This window comes from Pseudomonas sp. PS01299 (genome assembly GCF_029960145.1).
Taxonomy (GTDB): domain Bacteria; phylum Pseudomonadota; class Gammaproteobacteria; order Pseudomonadales; family Pseudomonadaceae; genus Aquipseudomonas; species Aquipseudomonas putida_A.
The window spans coordinates 1-16,079 of sequence record NZ_JASCPO010000009.1; the positions used below are offsets into that span (position 1 = coordinate 1).

The following is a 16,079-nucleotide window of genomic DNA, read 5'->3' on the forward strand; positions in this document are numbered from 1 at the left end:
GGGCTTGCTCGCGAAGGCGTCGTGTCAGCCACCATCACCTTCAATGACCGACCGCATTCGCGAGCAAGCCCACTCCCACAGGGATTTTTGGCGTCTGAATGATCTCCGGATATGTCCCGGGTTGGGCCAACCGCCGCACCTGGCCTATGCTGCACCCCATCGCTTTCTTTCCCGGTCGATTTCATGGGTCGCACCTTTCTCTACCTCCTGCTGCTGATCGCCCTGCCCGCCGCCGCGCAGATCTACAAGTACACCGATGCCAATGGCAACACGGTTTACAGCGATCACTCGCCGGACGGTGTTCAGGCGCAGCCGGTCGAGTTGCCGCCACTCAACCGCGTCGAGCCACAGGCACCGAGCGCGCCAGCGCCTTCAAGCACCGACACACGCCCCGCGGCACGCAGTGCCTACGAGGTGCTGGAGCTGACCGGCCTGCCCAGCGAAGAAGCGCTGCGCGCCAACAACGGCACCTTCACTGTCAATGTGCTGATCAAGCCGCGCCTGCAGGCACCGCACCAATTAAGGCTGATCCTGGACGACGCGCCTTACGGCCAGCCGAGCAACGTACCGATCCTGCAACTGGTGAATGTCGATCGTGGCGAGCATCGTCTCGCGGTGCAGGTGATCGACGGCGAAGCGATCATCCAGCAGAGCCCGGCGGTGGTGTTCACCGTACAGCGGGTGCACAAGCCGTGAGAATTTTCTGGCTGATCCTGTGCCTGTTCGCCCTGCCCGTTTCGGCAGAGGTCTTCACCTATGTCGACGCGCAGGGCAATCGCGTCTACACCGACCAGCCGCGCGGCAACGCCAAGCGCGTACCTATCGCCACCAGCAATCGCATGTCAGCCAACCCTACGGCTGCTGTACCAATCAGCACTGCGAAAAAGGTCGCGGAACAACCACCGTTTCACTACGACATGCTGCGCATCCTGATCCCCGAGCCGGATGCGACCCTTCGCAGCAGCGCGGGCGAGGTGATCGTCAGTGTCACCAGCGAACCTGGCTTACAGCAGGGCCATCGCTATCGCCTGCTGCTGGACGGCCAGGCCACTGGCGAGCCGGGACTGAGTCCGGTATTCCCGCTGAGCAACATCGACCGCGGCAGTCACAACCTGTCGGTGGAAATCCTTGATGAGCAGGGTCGCACTGTCGAGCGCACCGCCAACCAGCCGTTCCACATGCTGCGCATCTCGCTGGCGCAGAAACGCCAGGTCAAACCCTGCGTCAGCGAGGACTACGGCGTGCGCCCGGAATGTCCGCTGAAAGACAAACCCGCCGAAGAAAAAAATCCCTTCCTGCGCTTCTTCTAACGCCATTCAGCTTTACGCACTATATTGGTGCAATAGGCTGCACCGTACCCAGATTCCAACCCATTTTGGTTCGAAACTTCCCGTTCGAGCTGGCATCCTGCCACGCAAACGAGCGTCAAACGCCTGTTTCACGGGTTGAACGCTTCTTTTCGGAGCCTTGGTTTGGTTTTTGCATTTTCCGTTTAACGACGCCTGCTTCTTGCGCACGCTCCGCCCCCAAAAGAGGCTCCGATGACTATTAGCGACGCAATCCACCGTTTGCTGCTCGACAACCTGACCACCGCCACCATCCTGCTCGACGCCGAACTGCGCCTCGAATACATGAACCCGGCGGCCGAGATGCTGCTGGCCATCAGCGGTCAGCGCAGCCATGGGCAGTTCATCAGCGAGTTGTTCACCGAGTCCACCGAGGCGCTCAACTCGCTGCGTCAGGCGGTCGAACAGGCACACCCTTTCACCAAGCGCGAAGCGATGCTCACTGCCCTCACCGGCCAGACCCTGACCGTGGACTACGCAGTGACGCCGATCCTCAGCAACGGCGCGACCATGCTTTTGCTTGAGGTGCACCCACGTGATCGCCTGCTGCGGATCACCAAGGAAGAGGCGCAACTGTCCAAGCAGGAAACCAGCAAAATGCTGGTGCGTGGTCTCGCCCACGAGATCAAGAACCCGCTCGGGGGCATCCGTGGCGCCGCGCAGTTGCTGGCCCGCGAATTGCCGGAAGACAGCCTGCGCGACTACACCAACGTGATCATTGAAGAGGCCGACCGTCTGCGCAATCTGGTCGACCGCATGCTCGGCTCGAACAAGCTGCCGTCGCTGGCGTTGTGCAACGTTCACGAAGTGCTCGAACGCGTCTGCCAACTGGTCGAAGCGGAAAGCCAGGGCTGCATCACCTTGGTGCGCGACTACGACCCGAGCATTCCCGACGTATTGATCGACCGCGAACAAATGATTCAGGCCGTACTGAACATCGTGCGCAACGCCATGCAGGCGATCAGCAGCCAGAACGAGCTGCGTCTGGGCCGCATCAGCCTGCGCACCCGGACCATGCGCCAGTTCACCATCGGCCACGTCCGCCATCGCCTGGTGACCAAAATCGAGATCATCGACAACGGCCCGGGGATCCCTGCAGAACTTCAGGAAACCATCTTCTTTCCCATGGTCAGCGGCCGCCCGGACGGTACCGGGCTGGGCCTGGCCATCACCCAGAACATCATCAGCCAGCACCAGGGCCTGATCGAGTGTGACAGCCACCCCGGCCACACCACGTTCTCGATCTTTCTGCCACTGGAACAAGGAGCCACATCGACATGAGCCGTAGTGAAACCGTGTGGATCGTCGATGACGACCGTTCTATCCGTTGGGTTCTGGAAAAGGCCTTGCAGCAGGAAGGCATGACCACGCAGAGCTTCGACAGCGCCGATGGCGTGATGAGTCGTCTGGCCCGTCAGCAGCCTGATGTGATCATTTCCGACATCCGCATGCCGGGCGCCAGTGGCCTCGACCTGCTGGCACGTATCCGCGAACAGCACCCACGGCTGCCAGTGATCATCATGACCGCGCACTCCGACCTCGACAGCGCCGTTGCGTCTTATCAGGGCGGCGCTTTCGAATACCTGCCGAAGCCGTTCGACGTCGACGAGGCGGTATCGCTGGTCAAGCGCGCCAATCAGCATGCGCAAGAGCAGCAAGGCCTGGAAGTGGTGCCGGCGCTGACCCGCACTCCGGAAATCATCGGCGAAGCGCCGGCGATGCAGGAGGTGTTTCGCGCCATCGGCCGCTTGAGCCACTCCAACATCACCGTGCTGATCAACGGCGAATCCGGCACCGGTAAAGAACTGGTGGCCCACGCCCTGCACCGCCACAGCCCGCGCGCGGCCTCGCCGTTCATCGCGCTGAACATGGCGGCGATCCCCAAGGACCTGATGGAATCCGAGCTGTTCGGCCACGAGAAAGGCGCATTCACTGGCGCGGCCAACCTGCGTCGCGGACGCTTCGAACAGGCTGACGGCGGCACGCTGTTCCTCGACGAAATCGGCGACATGCCGGCCGATACCCAGACCCGTTTGCTGCGGGTGCTGGCCGACGGCGAGTTCTATCGCGTTGGCGGGCATGTGCCGGTCAAGGTCGACGTGCGGATCATTGCTGCAACTCACCAGAATCTGGAAACCCTGGTGCATGCCGGGAAATTCCGTGAGGACTTGTTCCACCGCCTCAACGTGATCCGCATCCACATCCCGCGTCTGTCTGATCGTCGCGAAGACATCCCGACCCTGGCCAAGCACTTCCTCAGCCGCGCTGCGCAAGAACTGGCGGTGGAGCCGAAGCTGCTGAAAAGCGAGACCGAGGAATACCTGAAGAACCTGCCATGGCCGGGCAACGTGCGGCAGCTGGAGAACACCTGCCGCTGGATCACCGTGATGGCCTCCGGGCGCGAAGTGCACATCAGTGACCTGCCACCGGAATTGCTGAGCCTGCCGCAGGACTCGGCGCCAGTGACCAACTGGGAGCAGGCGCTGCGCCAGTGGGCCGATCAAGCGTTGGCCCGTGGCCAGTCGAGCCTGCTCGACAGCGCGGTGCCGGCGTTCGAGCGGATCATGATCGAGACCGCACTGAAGCACACGGCCGGTCGCCGGCGTGATGCGGCGGTATTGCTCGGCTGGGGGCGTAATACCCTGACGCGCAAGATCAAAGAATTGGGGATGAAGGTGGACGGTGGGGATGATGATGAGGGGGATGAGGGCTGATCAACCACGCCCTCTGTGAGAGTGGGCTTGCTCACGAAAGCGCTATTCATGAAACGTATCAGTGACTGACGCGACGCCTTCGCGAGCAAGCCCGCTCCCACAGTGGCCCCGCCGTGCACCAACCTAATGCACTTTGACCCGTGATCGGGCATCGCAACCTGTGCAAAAACCATCCAGGCAAGACTGAAAAACCCAGCCAGTAAAAACACCAAAGCCCCGATTTACGGGGCTTTGGTGCATTTGAGGGATTTTTCTGTTTCCAAATACTAAAACTGGCACGCCGCCTGCAATAACCCTCACAGGTGATTCGATTCACCACCCGTTTCGGGGACCTTGGTACAGGCAGGCCGGGGATTCCCCTCTTTACACCGGGTTCAAACCGCAACGCGGCGAACCCACCCTTTTGGGATCCTTGGTACAGGCAGGCCGGGGGTTCCCTCTTTACACCGGACCGACGCTCTCAGCGAAGTCCACCCCGTTTTGGGAACCCTGGTACAGGCAGGCCGGGGATTCCCGCTTTTATTGCTCCCGGAGATGGATCTCCAGCCGCCAGCGGTCATCGACCTTGCTCCCGGCCCACTCCCCTTGCAGCGGCCGCGCCGCCAGCACCGTCAGCAACAACCCACCGTCACTCACGCGCGTTCGCCAGTTCACGTCCTTGCCGTTGAGCTTGAGCTGACCCTTTTGCGCCTTGCCCTCTGCCTGAAACAACAGGGCCACGGTGCCATCGATGATTTCACCGTGCAGCTTCGGTTCGTTGTTGAACCACACCACCAGGCCGTCACCGGTCACGTCGACCTGCTGCAGCACGCTGGGGTCCTGCGTGGTCAGGCGACCGATCATCAAACCGACCATCACGCCGACAATCGCCAGCGAACCGATCACCCGCGGGAATAGTTTCGAACGCGGGTCGGCTTGCGGCGTAGAATGCGCGTCATCTTTACCTTCGGAGCCGTGCATGTTTCACGTCATCCTTTTTCAACCAGAAATTCCGCCGAACACCGGCAACGTTATCAGGCTGTGCGCCAACAGCGGCTGCCACCTGCATTTGATCGAACCGCTGGGTTTCGAGATGGACGACAAGCGCTTGCGCCGGGCCGGTCTCGACTACCACGAATATGCCACGTTGCAGCGCCACGCCGACCTCGCCAGTTGCCTGGAAAGCCTCGGCAACCCACGGTTGTTCGCGTTCACCACCAAGGGCTCGCGGCCGTTTCACGACGCCGCGTTCGTCCCGGGCGATGCGTTCATCTTCGGCCCGGAAAGCCGTGGCCTGCCGCCGGAAGTGCTCGACGCACTGCCCGCCGAACAGCGCCTGCGCCTGCCGATGCGTGAAGGCTGCCGCAGCCTGAACCTGTCCAACACCGTGGCAGTGGCCGTGTACGAAGCGTGGCGGCAGAACGACTTCAAATAAAACCGAATAACAAATGTGGGAGCGGGCTTGCTCGCGAAGGCGTCGGATCAGATGACATTGATGTCGCCTGACACTGCGCTTTCGCGAGCAAGCCCGCTCCCACATTGGACTTGCGTCGTTGCTCAGATACTTACTGAACGGTCGGCGTCTCGCCCGCAGCCTGCATGCGCTGCAGCTCTTGCGCGTACAGGGCGTCGAAGTTCACCGGCGCCAGCATCAGGGCAGGGAAAGAACCACGGGTCACCAGGCTGTCCAGGGTCTCGCGAGCATACGGGAACAGGATGTTCGGGCAGAACGCACCCAGAGTGTGGCTCATCGAAGCCGCGTCGAGGTTCTTGATCAGGAAGATACCGGCCTGTTGCACTTCAGCGATGAAGGCCACTTCGTCGCCGTTTTTCACGGTCACGGACAGGGTCAGCACGACTTCGTAGAAATCGCCTTCCAGCTCTTTCTGACGAGTGTTCAGGTCCAGACCGACGGTCGGGTCCCACTGCTGGCGGAAGATCGCCGGGCTTTTCGGGGCTTCGAAGGACAGATCGCGTACGTAGATGCGCTGCAAGGAGAATTGCGGTGCGGTTTCTTCTTCGCTGGCTGCAGTGTTCTGTTGGTCAGTCATCTCAGATCCTTTCTGATCTTGGGTCTTTTAGGGATTGCTGTACGTGGGTGCAGCCGTTCAGGCCTTGAGCAGCGCGTCGAGCTTGCCGGCGCGCTCCAGGGCATACAAATCATCACAACCGCCGATGTGCTTTTCGCCGATCCAGATCTGCGGCACGGACGTGCGTCCGGCCTTCTGGCTCATGGCAGCACGAATCTGCGGCTTGCCATCGACCTTGATCTCTTCGAAGGCCACACCTTTGTTCACGAGCAATTGCTTGGCTCGCACGCAATAAGGGCAGTAATCGCTGGAGTAGACGATGACTTCGCTCATATCACTTCACCAGCGGCAGGTTGTCGCCTTTCCAGCTGGAGATCCCGCCGGACAGCTTGGCGGCGGTGAAGCCGGATTTCATCAGCTCGCGAGCGTGGGTGCCAGCGGTCTGGCCCAGGGCGTCGACCAGAATGATGGTCTTGGCCTTGTGCTTTTCCAGCTCGCCGGTACGCGCAGCCAGCTTGTCTTGAGGAATGTTGATCGCGCCAACGATATGGCCGGCGGCGTAATCTTTCGCCGGACGGATGTCCACCACCACGCCTGCGTCCTTGTTGACCAGTGCGGTCAGTTCGCCGGTGCTCAGGCTTTTACCGCCGCCCTGCATCGTGTGCGCCAGCAGCAGAGCCAGCAGTACGACGAAGATACCGACAAGAATGTAGTGGTTAGTGGCAAATTCAATCAGGTGAGCAACCATCGAAGGAGGTTCCAGGGCGTTAAAATGTCGGCCAGTATACACAGCCACTATGGTGGGCCAAACCCCGTCCGGCGGTGACGTGGTCGGAACTAAGCATTAAACTCGCCACTCCCTTTTTCAACGCCCTCTTCTTTATTAGCCACGAGTGGATTCCATGACTACCACGCCTAAACCTTTGGTCCTGATGATTCTCGACGGCTTCGGTCACAGTGACAGCCACGAATCCAATGCCGTGTATGCGGCGAAGAAGCCTGTGCTCGATCGTCTGTGGGCCACGGTGCCGAACGGCCTGATCTCGGGCAGCGGCATGGACGTCGGCCTGCCGGACGGCCAAATGGGCAACTCCGAAGTCGGCCACATGAACCTCGGCGCCGGACGCGTGGTGTATCAGGACTTCACTCGCGTGACAAAAGCGATCCGCGACGGTGAGTTCTTCGACAACCCGACCATCTGCGCTGCCGTGGATAAAGCCGTGGCAGCCGGCAAGGCCGTGCATTTCATGGGCCTGCTGTCCGATGGCGGCGTGCACAGCCACCAGGATCACTTGATCGCCATGGCCGAACTGGCCTTCAAGCGCGGCGCCGAAAAAATCTACCTGCACGCCTTCCTCGACGGTCGCGACACGCCACCGAAAAGCGCCGCGTCGTCAATCGAACTGCTCGACGCGACCTTCCAGGCGCTCGGCAAGGGCCGCATCGCCAGCCTCATCGGTCGCTACTTCGCGATGGACCGTGACAACCGTTGGGACCGCGTATCTCAGGCCTACAACCTGATCGTTGACGGCAACGCCGAATTCAACGCCGCCACCGCTCAGGAAGGCCTCGACGCCGCCTACGCCCGTGGCGAGAGCGACGAATTCGTCAAAGCCACCACCATCGGCGAGCCGGTCAAGGTCGAAGACGGCGACGCCGTGGTGTTCATGAACTTCCGCGCCGATCGTGCCCGCGAGCTGAGCCGAGTATTTGTCGAAGACGATTTCAAGGAATTCGAGCGCGCGCACCAGCCAAAAGTGCAGTACGTGGGCTTGACCCAATACGCCGCCAGCATTCCAGCCCCTGCAGCCTTTGCTCCGGGCAGTCTGGAAAACGTGCTTGGCGACTACCTGGCAAAAAACGGCAAGACCCAGCTACGCATCGCCGAAACCGAAAAATACGCGCACGTGACCTTCTTCTTCTCCGGCGGCCGTGAAGAACCGTTCCCGGGTGAAGAGCGCATCCTGATCCCGTCGCCGAAAGTCGCCACCTACGACCTGCAACCGGAAATGAGTGCGCCCGAGGTCACCGACCGCATCGTCGACGCCATCGAGCATCAGCGTTACGACGTGATCGTGGTCAACTACGCCAACGGCGACATGGTCGGCCACAGCGGCGTGTTCGACGCTGCGGTAAAAGCCGTGGAATGCCTGGACACCTGCGTCGGGCGCATCGTCGAGGCGCTGGAAAAGGTTGGCGGCGAAGCGTTGATCACCGCCGACCACGGCAACGTCGAAAAAATGGCCGATGAAGAAACCCATCAGGCGCACACCGCGCACACCACCGAGCCGGTGCCGTTCATTTATGTCGGCAAGCGTGACCTCAAGGTTCGTGAAGGCGGCGTACTGGCGGACGTGGCGCCGACCATGCTGATGCTGCTGGGCCTGGAAAAACCGGCGGAAATGACTGGTACCTCGATTCTGGTCTGAACGAATCCATAAAACGCCGCAAAACCCTGTAGGAGTGAGCCTGCTCGCGATAGCAATCTGACAGTCAACTACTCTGTTGAATGTGAGAACACCATCGCGAGCAGGCTCACTCCTACATTTGTTTATGGTGGCTTCAAAGATTATTTTCAGCTGTATCTCCAGCCAGTTATCACACAAGCCCAATTGGGCGTTTTTTTTGCAGCCTCGGGCGGGCATACTAGGCCGTCCATTACCCTGGTGCCGCCCGCCTCTATGCTCCGCGTCCTGATCGCCCTCGCTCTGACCTGCCTGCTCCAACCGGCCTTCGCTGACGAGCGCGCGCAAACCCAACAGCAGTTGGATGCCACGCGTCAGGACATTGCCGAGCTGAAAAAGCTGCTGGGCAAGCTACAGGAAGAAAAATCCGGTGTGCAGAAAGAGCTCAAGGGCACTGAAACCGAGATGGGCAAGCTCGAGAAGCAGGTCGATGCCCTGCAGAAAGAGTTGAAGAAAAGCGAATCCGAGCTGCAGCGGCTCGATGCGGAGAAAAAAAAACTCCAGAGCGCGCGCACTGAACAGCAGCGACTGATCGCCATCCAGGCCCGCGCGGCCTACCAGAACGGCCGTCAGGAATACCTCAAGCTGCTGCTCAATCAGCAGAATCCCGAGAAATTCGCCCGCACCCTCACCTATTACGATTACCTGAGCCAGGCCCGCCTGGAGCAGTTGAAGAACTTCAACGAAACCCTGCGCCAACTGGCCAATGTCGAAAAAGACATCGCCATGCAGCAGGCGCAATTGCTGGTGCAGAAAAGCAGCCTCGACACCCAGCGCGACGAGCTGGAAAAGGTCCGCAAGGAACGCCAGCAGGTCCTCGCCAAGCTCAACGATGACGTGAAAGCCCGCGACCAGAAACTGGCCGCCCGCGAGCAGGATCAGGCAGACCTGTCTAAAGTCCTTAAAACCATTGAAGAAACCCTGGCCCGTCAGGCCCGTGAGGCAGAAGAAGCGCGGCAGAAAGCGCTGATCGCCCAGCAGGAAGCGGAAAAAAAGCGTTTGCGTGAGGCGCAGGCTGAAAACAGCGACGCCCCACGAAAACCAGCCAGATCAACCCCCGGCGCGCTGGTGTCCAGCAGCGGTGAGACCTTCGGTGGCCCTTTTGCTGCAACCCGGGGAAAACTTCCGTGGCCGGTTGATGGTCGATTGCTGGCACGCTTCGGCGAAAGCCGTGGCGACGATGCCCGCACCAAGTGGGATGGCGTGATGATCAGCGCCGCTGCCGGCAGCCAAGTGCATGCCGTGCATGGCGGGCGTGTGGTGTTCGCCGACTGGTTGCGTGGCGCCGGGCTGCTGGTGATCCTTGATCACGGCAATGGTTATCTGAGTCTTTACGGTCACAACCAGACACTGCTCAAGTCGGCCGGTGACGTGGTAAAAGCCGGTGAGTCGATCTCCACTGTGGGTAACAGTGGCGGTCAGGACACACCAGCGCTGTATTTCGCAATTCGTCAGCAGGGTCACCCGAGTGATCCGGCGCAATGGTGCCACGCGCAAGGATAAGCGCGTCGCCTAATTCAGGAGTTCGTTCGACATGCTGCATTTGTCCCGCCTTACCTCGCTGGCCCTGACGATCGCCCTGGTGATCGGCGCGCCTCTGGCGTTCGCCGCTCAACCGGCCCCGGCCGTCGCTCCGGCAGGCACTGCCGCGACCGCCAAGGCCCCGTTGCCGCTGGAAGAGTTGCGCACCTTTGCCGAGGTCATGGACCGGATCAAGGCGGCGTATGTCGAGCCGGTGGATGACAAGACCCTGCTGGAAAACGCGATCAAGGGCATGCTCAGCAACCTCGATCCGCACTCCGCGTATCTCGGCCCTGAAGACTTCACCGAACTGCAGGAAAGCACCAGCGGCGAATTCGGCGGCCTGGGCATCGAAGTCGGCTCCGAAGACGGTTTCATCAAGGTCGTCTCGCCGATCGACGACACCCCGGCGTCGAAGGCTGGCATCCAGGCCGGTGACTTCATCGTCAAGATCAACGGTGCGCCAACTCGCGGCCAGACCATGACCGAAGCCGTGGACAAGATGCGCGGCAAGATCGGTCAGAAAATCACCCTGACCCTGGTGCGCGACGGTGGCACGCCGTTCGACGTGACCCTGGCCCGCGCCGTGATTCAGGTGAAGAGCGTCAAGGCGCAGCTGCTGGAATCGGGCTACGGCTACATCCGCATCACCCAGTTCCAGGTCAAGACCGGCGAAGAGGTCTCCAAGGCCCTGGCCAAGCTGCGCAAGGACAACGGCAAAAAGCTCAACGGCATCATCCTCGACCTGCGCAACAACCCGGGCGGCGTGTTGCAGGCGGCAGTGGAAGTGGTCGACCACTTCATCAAGAAAGGCCTGATCGTCTACACCAAAGGCCGGATCGCCAACTCCGAACTGCGCTTCTCCGCCACCGGCAAAGACGAAAGCGAAGCGGTGCCGATGGTCGTGCTGATCAACGGTGGCAGCGCCTCGGCTTCGGAAATCGTCGCCGGCGCCCTGCAGGATCAGAAACGCGCGGTAGTCATGGGCACCACCAGTTTCGGCAAAGGCTCGGTGCAAACCGTGCTGCCGCTGAACAACGACCGCGCGCTGAAGATCACCACGGCACTGTACTTCACGCCGAACGGCCGCTCGATCCAGGCCCAGGGCATCGTCCCGGACATCGAAGTGCGCAAGGCCAAGATCACCAACGAAGCGGACGGCGATTACTTCAAGGAAGCCGACCTGCAAGGTCACTTGGGCAACGGCAACGGCGGCGCAGACAAGCCGACCGGTTCCGGCGCCAAGGCCAAGGCCATGCCGCAGGATGACGATTACCAGTTGGCCCAGGCCCTGAGCCTGCTTAAGGGCTTGAGCATCACGTCCGGCCGTTGAGGATGTCTTTGCGTTTGCTCTTCGTCCTGCTGTGCTGTCTGGCGGGTGCTGCTCACGCAGAACCCGCCAGGACGCCACCGCCAAAAGCCTACCTGACGCTGATCATCGACGACCTGGGGCAGAACCTGCCCCGGGATCGCCGTGTGCTGGCCCTGCCCGGCCCGGTGACCACGGCGATCATGCCCGACACCCCGCACGCCACCGAATTCGCCCGCGAAGCCCATCGCGCCGGCAAGATCGTGATCCTGCACATGCCGATGGATCCGGCCACCGGTCCGTACGCCTGGCACCCCGAACTGCCGCTCGAAGAGCTGCAAAAGCGCCTCGACGCCGCGTTCAAAATGGTCCCTTACACCGCGGGCATCAACAACCACATGGGCAGTCGCATGACCGCCCAGCCGGTGGCGATGGCGTGGCTGATGGGTGAGTTGCAGCGTCGGCACAAGTTCTTCGTCGACAGCCGCACCAGCGCGCAGACCGTGGCGGCGCAGCAAGCACAGAAGATCGATCTGGCGAGTGTTTCGCGCGATGTGTTTCTCGATGACGAACGCACCGAAGCCGCCATTTTCAACCAGCTGCAGACGGCGATCAGCCTGGCCCGCAAGCAGGGCTCGGCAGTGATGATCGGCCACCCTTACCCGCAGACGCTGGCGGTGCTGGAACGTGAATTGCCGAAGCTCAAGGCGCAAGGCATCGAGTGGATCGATATCAAGCAGATGATCAGCGTGCGGAGTAACAAAGCGACAGCTGCACACGGGAAAAATGGAATTTATCGTTAAGCTATCAACTGATTAAATTCTCATAAGCCTCTACGTCCAAAATAAGCAGCAATAACTTATAGAACCGACTCAAACCTAACTGTCTTATTCTGCGCCAGTCTTGCACCCATATATTAGCCAAGGACTGGCCATGAACTTTAAATATATCCACCCAAGCTTTTTATTACTGACTGCCTTCTCACTTCCTGCCTGTTCCAGCCCTGTCGATTACGGCAAGGGCGCTGAAAACTTCTCACCGTCGCAACACCTGACTAACAAAGATGGCGAAAATAACCACTGGATGGGAATCGGTGAGTACAAAAGCCGCGAGCACGGCTCCTGCACCGCCTTCCTGATTGATACAAACAGCTCTCGACCGTCCGATTCCGCCTATGCACTGACCAGTGCGCACTGCGTGGGCAAGGAAAACGGGGTCATGCGAACAGATGCCCCTATCGAAGCCAGCATTACCTTCAACAACTTCATCGATACGACTGCTGCCTCAAGGGCTGTGCCTGTGAAGAAAGTAGCCTGGAGCAGTATTCAGGGTGTCGACCTGGCTCTGTTGGAGCTTGGGGTATCACAGGGCGAACTTCTGGCTCAGGGCATCACGCCCATGAAACTGGCCCGGCAGGCGCCGGCAGAAGATAGCGACATTCTGATTGTGCACAAACCCGTTGGCTCTCCATTACAAATGTCCGCCTGCACCCACATGCCCTCCCCGGCGATTTTCGAAAAGCCTTGGGTTTGGCGGCATACCGTCAGCAACCAATGCAAAGATATTGCTTCCGGAAGCTCGGGGAGTCCGGTCATCGCTCGAGCGACCAACGAGGTCTATGGCGTCCTTGGGACCTTGGCTCACCATCTGACGCCGCTGCCTGGATACGGTCAGATGCCGAGCGGCAGTTACGGCAGTCCCACCTCGGTTTTCAACAACTGCTTTATCGATGGCAAACTCAATACGGATCCGCAGGTGTGCGAATTATTTCCGGCAGCCTCTATCAGACTGCCTGCCCAACTGCCAACGCATGCAAAGATCAGCGTAAACGCTCAGGGCAACTACGTTTATCCAGAATGGAACTTTGAAATAACCGCCAGCACCCGGTTTATCCGGACCAAACGCACGTCGGACCCGGTCGAATGCGAAGTTCCGCAAGACTACAGCCAGCCAATCACCACCGGCACTGCGCCGACTCGATTAAATGTTCCGATGGGACCTGAAACCGGGTCTAGCAACCTTTGCATCATCGCCACAAACAGTACTGAGGACATATTACCCGCAGGCATTTATCGCAATGCCGTCACTGTTCCCACTTATCTGGTTGATGCGGGCCCGACGCCTGTTCCGACCATAGAGACTTCGTTTAACAAAGAGATAAACAGGGCGCTGATTCTGTGGCCGGAACGCAAGAACGAGGGTCTTGATCGATACGAGGTAAAAGGCGGCCTTGCTGAAAAAGTCAGTTGCGAAGACCCACAGGGTTATAGGCATGTGACCTCCAATTGGCTACGTCCGCAAAGCAACTTCCCCCTCAAACTCTGCGTTTACGCTGTCGACCCCAACAATCAGCGCTCAGAATTGAAGGAATACATCCTGGAATGGGAAGCGCTCAAAAACAGCGCCCCCTGAGCTGATCAGTGACGTCGGCCTTGTGCTTCTGCATCAATAGGCAAAACAGGAGCGCAAGGCTGCCCATGGCAAGGAACGGTTTTTTTGGAAATAACTGGTCACGACGTCATACATAGTTACCGCCAGAGACCGGTTGCGATTACCGATAGTGAGACCTGCAACGGGTCGCGACTCCCTTGAGTCGCCGTTCAACTATCAGGAGTGACCATGACCATTCATGACCAGGCCGCAGCACCATCCAGGCAAATCGAGCCGATCCGACACGACAATCTGCTGATCCATTTCACCACGGAATTTCACCGGATCTGGGACAGCACCGGCTCGCGGGCTAAACCCGCAGCCTTCTGGCGCCCGACTCCGGCTCCGGATGTATTGCCGGGCTATTTCCCGCTCGGCGACGTGTTCGTCGCCGGGCACGACAACATTAACGGCAGCACCGTGGTAGCTGTGGTTTGTGAAGCCGATGCACCCAGTGCAGATCCGGCCAGAGGCCCGGCATTAAGGCGCCCGGAGGATTTCGAACTGATCTGGAAAGATTCCGGCTCAGGCTCGAAGAAAGACGGGGCCGTATGGCGACCGATCGCCCCGCAAGGCTATGTGGCCATGGGCGCGGTCTGCTCCAATGATCACGAAAAACCTTCACTCAATGCGGTTCGCTGTGTACGCGCCGATCTGGTGATCGCCTCGGACGTTGGCGAACTGATCTGGAATGACAGGGGCAGCGGTGCCAGACAGAGTTTCAGCGCCTGGAGCGTCACACCGACGAATGCGCCGCCGGGAGAGATTCATTTCGCACCAGGCACCTTTGTTGGGGCAAGCAGTTTCAACCGGCCAGAGAGCAATGTCGGTGCCTATTCACTACGGATGCAGATCGCGCCACTGATCCAGTCATCTCCACAGCTGCCGATGCTCTTGGCAGCGGATGCCCCTGAAACCAAGGGAGCGGCCACCCTCGCCCAAGTCATCGAGCTGCCATGGTTCGTGGTCAAGGATGACTTGTCGCCAATTGATCAATTACGCACCACGCCGTTTTATCGCCTGGAAAGAACCGACCAGTACTATTTGGTTGGGAGCGGACACAACACAGGCGAGGAGGCACGGGCTTTCAAGTGGACTGCGCAGCGGCTGCAGAATCCGAAGACGCTGCGTCTGTTCACTCAACTTACCGCGATCAGTTTTGTGAGCCCGTGGGCAACGAAGGCAGACGCTCCTGTGTCACTCCCATTCTCGGCAAGACTGGACAGCCAGTTCACTCACAGCGAGACGTCAACCAGTGGTTGGCAGACTCCATTTGTTACCCATGTGATCGCGATGGCCGGCAAAGGCAAATTCGTCGCGGTTTATCAACTGGAGAGTTTCTACGAGCTGCGTCGTGCTGACGGCTCGCAAGCGGGGATCAATCTGGCTTACACCCAGAACGATAACCTGAGTCTGCTGCAGTATCCGCCGCAAGAATGCACCCACCAGGCAACAGACAAGTCGTTGCCGACGGCTACAGATAGCGCCCCATGATCTCGTCGACAACCCCGTCCTTGCGCATCTGATCCAGCGCCGCTTGCAGCCTGGCGACCGTTGCGTCCGACACATCCTTGTTCAGCGCCAGATATAACTCGGCGCTGTTGAAGCGCAACACGGTCTTGAGTCCAGTGACCCCGTCCTGCCGCGCCAGATAACGCCCGGCAGGATCACCCGTGGCCCACAGGTCGATCTGGCCATTGACCAGTTTTTTCGCGTTGTCCTGATCGCGCAGAACGACCGTAGGCTGCAAGCCCTGCTTGGCCAGCGTCTCGGCAATCGCATCGCCTTTGTAGGCACCGATCCTGTATTTGCGCGCATCGTTGAGGGTGTCGAGGGTGATTTTGCTGTCGGCCCTGGCCAACATGATCCAGTCGTCCGGACCGATCGGGCCGACCCATTTGAACAGGTTTTCGCGGTCCGGCAGGCGGGCCATCACGAAGGCGCCGTAACCGGGGTTTTCCAGCGCCAGTTTGTAGACGCGCTCCCATGGGAAGCGCAGCGTCAGGCTATAGGTGAGCCCGGCGCGCTTGAACATTTCGCGCACGATGTCGGCGGCAATGCCGTTGATGTTCTCGCCCTTGGCGAAATTCTTGCCGTCTTTCGCCATGTTGTAGGGCGGAAAGTTTTCGGTGAGGAGCACCAGATCGGTGTCGGGACTGTTTTCGGCCCGCGCCGTGTTGAGCAACAACACAGAGGCACTGGCGAGAACAAGAAGCAGGCGTTTGATCATGTCGGGCTACCGGAATCCATGGCGTGCCCAAGAGTGCCTTGGGTACGCCATGCTG

General features: G+C 59.9%; 16 protein-coding genes. 11 read left to right on the top strand and 5 right to left on the bottom strand.

Annotation, left to right across the window (positions count from 1 at the left end; genetic code table 11):
• Nucleotides 1-183 precede the first annotated feature (183 nt).
• The 4 genes from QMX91_RS03755 (at nucleotide 184) to ntrC (ending at nucleotide 4,060) form a co-directional block, all read left to right on the top strand.
• Nucleotides 184-696: a DUF4124 domain-containing protein gene (locus QMX91_RS03755; protein WP_282412270.1), complete on the top strand. Its 513-nt coding sequence runs from the start codon at nucleotides 184-186 to the stop codon at nucleotides 694-696.
• Nucleotides 693-1,310 carry a DUF4124 domain-containing protein gene (locus tag QMX91_RS03760; protein WP_134785221.1) on the top strand — a complete coding sequence of 206 codons (618 nt, stop codon included), beginning with the start codon at nucleotides 693-695 and terminating at the stop codon, nucleotides 1,308-1,310. Before QMX91_RS03755 ends, QMX91_RS03760 begins: the two co-directional genes overlap by 4 nt.
• A 231-nt stretch (nucleotides 1,311-1,541) precedes the next feature.
• A complete protein-coding gene (gene glnL, locus QMX91_RS03765) occupies nucleotides 1,542-2,627 on the top strand; it encodes a nitrogen regulation protein NR(II) (RefSeq protein WP_007961730.1) in 1,086 nt (361 codons plus the stop codon).
• On the top strand, nucleotides 2,624-4,060 hold the full coding sequence (ntrC, locus tag QMX91_RS03770; protein ID WP_007961729.1) for a nitrogen regulation protein NR(I): 1,437 nt from the start codon (nucleotides 2,624-2,626) through the stop codon (nucleotides 4,058-4,060). Before glnL ends, ntrC begins: the two co-directional genes overlap by 4 nt.
• A 519-nt stretch (nucleotides 4,061-4,579) precedes the next feature.
• On the opposite strand, the gene QMX91_RS03775 is transcribed toward ntrC, so the two are convergent.
• A complete protein-coding gene (locus QMX91_RS03775) occupies nucleotides 4,580-5,020 on the bottom strand; it encodes a hypothetical protein (RefSeq protein ID WP_210556802.1) in 441 nt (146 codons plus the stop codon).
• Here QMX91_RS03775 and QMX91_RS03780 point away from each other — a divergent pair.
• On the top strand, nucleotides 5,019-5,474 hold the full coding sequence (locus tag QMX91_RS03780; protein ID WP_003220777.1) for a tRNA (cytidine(34)-2'-O)-methyltransferase: 456 nt from the start codon (nucleotides 5,019-5,021) through the stop codon (nucleotides 5,472-5,474). The two genes, QMX91_RS03775 and QMX91_RS03780, sit on opposite strands and share 2 nt — an antisense overlap.
• Nucleotides 5,475-5,604: 130 nt before the next feature.
• On the opposite strand, the gene secB is transcribed toward QMX91_RS03780, so the two are convergent.
• Genes secB through QMX91_RS03795 form a run of 3 tightly spaced genes read right to left on the bottom strand, consistent with a single transcriptional unit; the run spans nucleotide 5,605 to nucleotide 6,817 of the window.
• The gene (gene secB / locus QMX91_RS03785) at nucleotides 5,605-6,090 is read right to left on the bottom strand and encodes a protein-export chaperone SecB (protein ID WP_025110924.1); all 486 of its coding nucleotides are present in this window, start codon (nucleotides 6,088-6,090) and stop codon (nucleotides 5,605-5,607) included.
• Between the two features lie 57 nt (nucleotides 6,091-6,147).
• Nucleotides 6,148-6,402 carry a glutaredoxin 3 gene (gene grxC, locus QMX91_RS03790; RefSeq protein ID WP_098966759.1) on the bottom strand — a complete coding sequence of 85 codons (255 nt, stop codon included), beginning with the start codon at nucleotides 6,400-6,402 and terminating at the stop codon, nucleotides 6,148-6,150.
• A gap of 1 nt (nucleotide 6,403) precedes the next feature.
• Nucleotides 6,404-6,817 carry a rhodanese-like domain-containing protein gene (locus QMX91_RS03795; RefSeq protein ID WP_007961724.1) on the bottom strand — a complete coding sequence of 138 codons (414 nt, stop codon included), beginning with the start codon at nucleotides 6,815-6,817 and terminating at the stop codon, nucleotides 6,404-6,406.
• Nucleotides 6,818-6,971: 154 nt separating this feature from the next.
• On the opposite strand from QMX91_RS03795, the gene gpmI reads away from it, so the two are divergent.
• The 6 genes from gpmI (at nucleotide 6,972) to QMX91_RS03825 (ending at nucleotide 15,288) form a co-directional block, all read left to right on the top strand.
• On the top strand, nucleotides 6,972-8,498 hold the full coding sequence (gene gpmI, locus QMX91_RS03800) for a 2,3-bisphosphoglycerate-independent phosphoglycerate mutase (protein WP_282412271.1): 1,527 nt from the start codon (nucleotides 6,972-6,974) through the stop codon (nucleotides 8,496-8,498).
• A gap of 252 nt (nucleotides 8,499-8,750) precedes the next feature.
• Nucleotides 8,751-10,037 (top strand): murein hydrolase activator EnvC, encoded by a 1,287-nt coding sequence (locus QMX91_RS03805; RefSeq protein ID WP_123585600.1) that lies wholly within the window; start codon nucleotides 8,751-8,753, stop codon nucleotides 10,035-10,037.
• Nucleotides 10,038-10,068: 31 nt separating this feature from the next.
• Entirely contained in the window at nucleotides 10,069-11,388 is a 1,320-nt protein-coding gene (locus QMX91_RS03810) for a S41 family peptidase (protein ID WP_047600888.1), read from the top strand.
• A gap of 2 nt (nucleotides 11,389-11,390) precedes the next feature.
• A complete protein-coding gene (locus QMX91_RS03815) occupies nucleotides 11,391-12,167 on the top strand; it encodes a divergent polysaccharide deacetylase family protein (RefSeq protein WP_098966753.1) in 777 nt (258 codons plus the stop codon).
• A gap of 130 nt (nucleotides 12,168-12,297) precedes the next feature.
• A complete protein-coding gene (locus QMX91_RS03820) occupies nucleotides 12,298-13,776 on the top strand; it encodes a serine protease (protein WP_282412272.1) in 1,479 nt (492 codons plus the stop codon).
• 207 nt (nucleotides 13,777-13,983) lie between these two features.
• A complete protein-coding gene (locus tag QMX91_RS03825; protein WP_282412273.1) occupies nucleotides 13,984-15,288 on the top strand; it encodes a Vps62-related protein in 1,305 nt (434 codons plus the stop codon).
• Here QMX91_RS03825 and QMX91_RS03830 read toward each other — a convergent pair.
• The gene (locus QMX91_RS03830) at nucleotides 15,269-16,024 is read right to left on the bottom strand and encodes an ABC transporter substrate-binding protein (RefSeq protein WP_282412274.1); all 756 of its coding nucleotides are present in this window, start codon (nucleotides 16,022-16,024) and stop codon (nucleotides 15,269-15,271) included. The genes QMX91_RS03825 and QMX91_RS03830 overlap by 20 nt on opposite strands.
• Nucleotides 16,025-16,079: the final 55 nt, after the last annotated feature.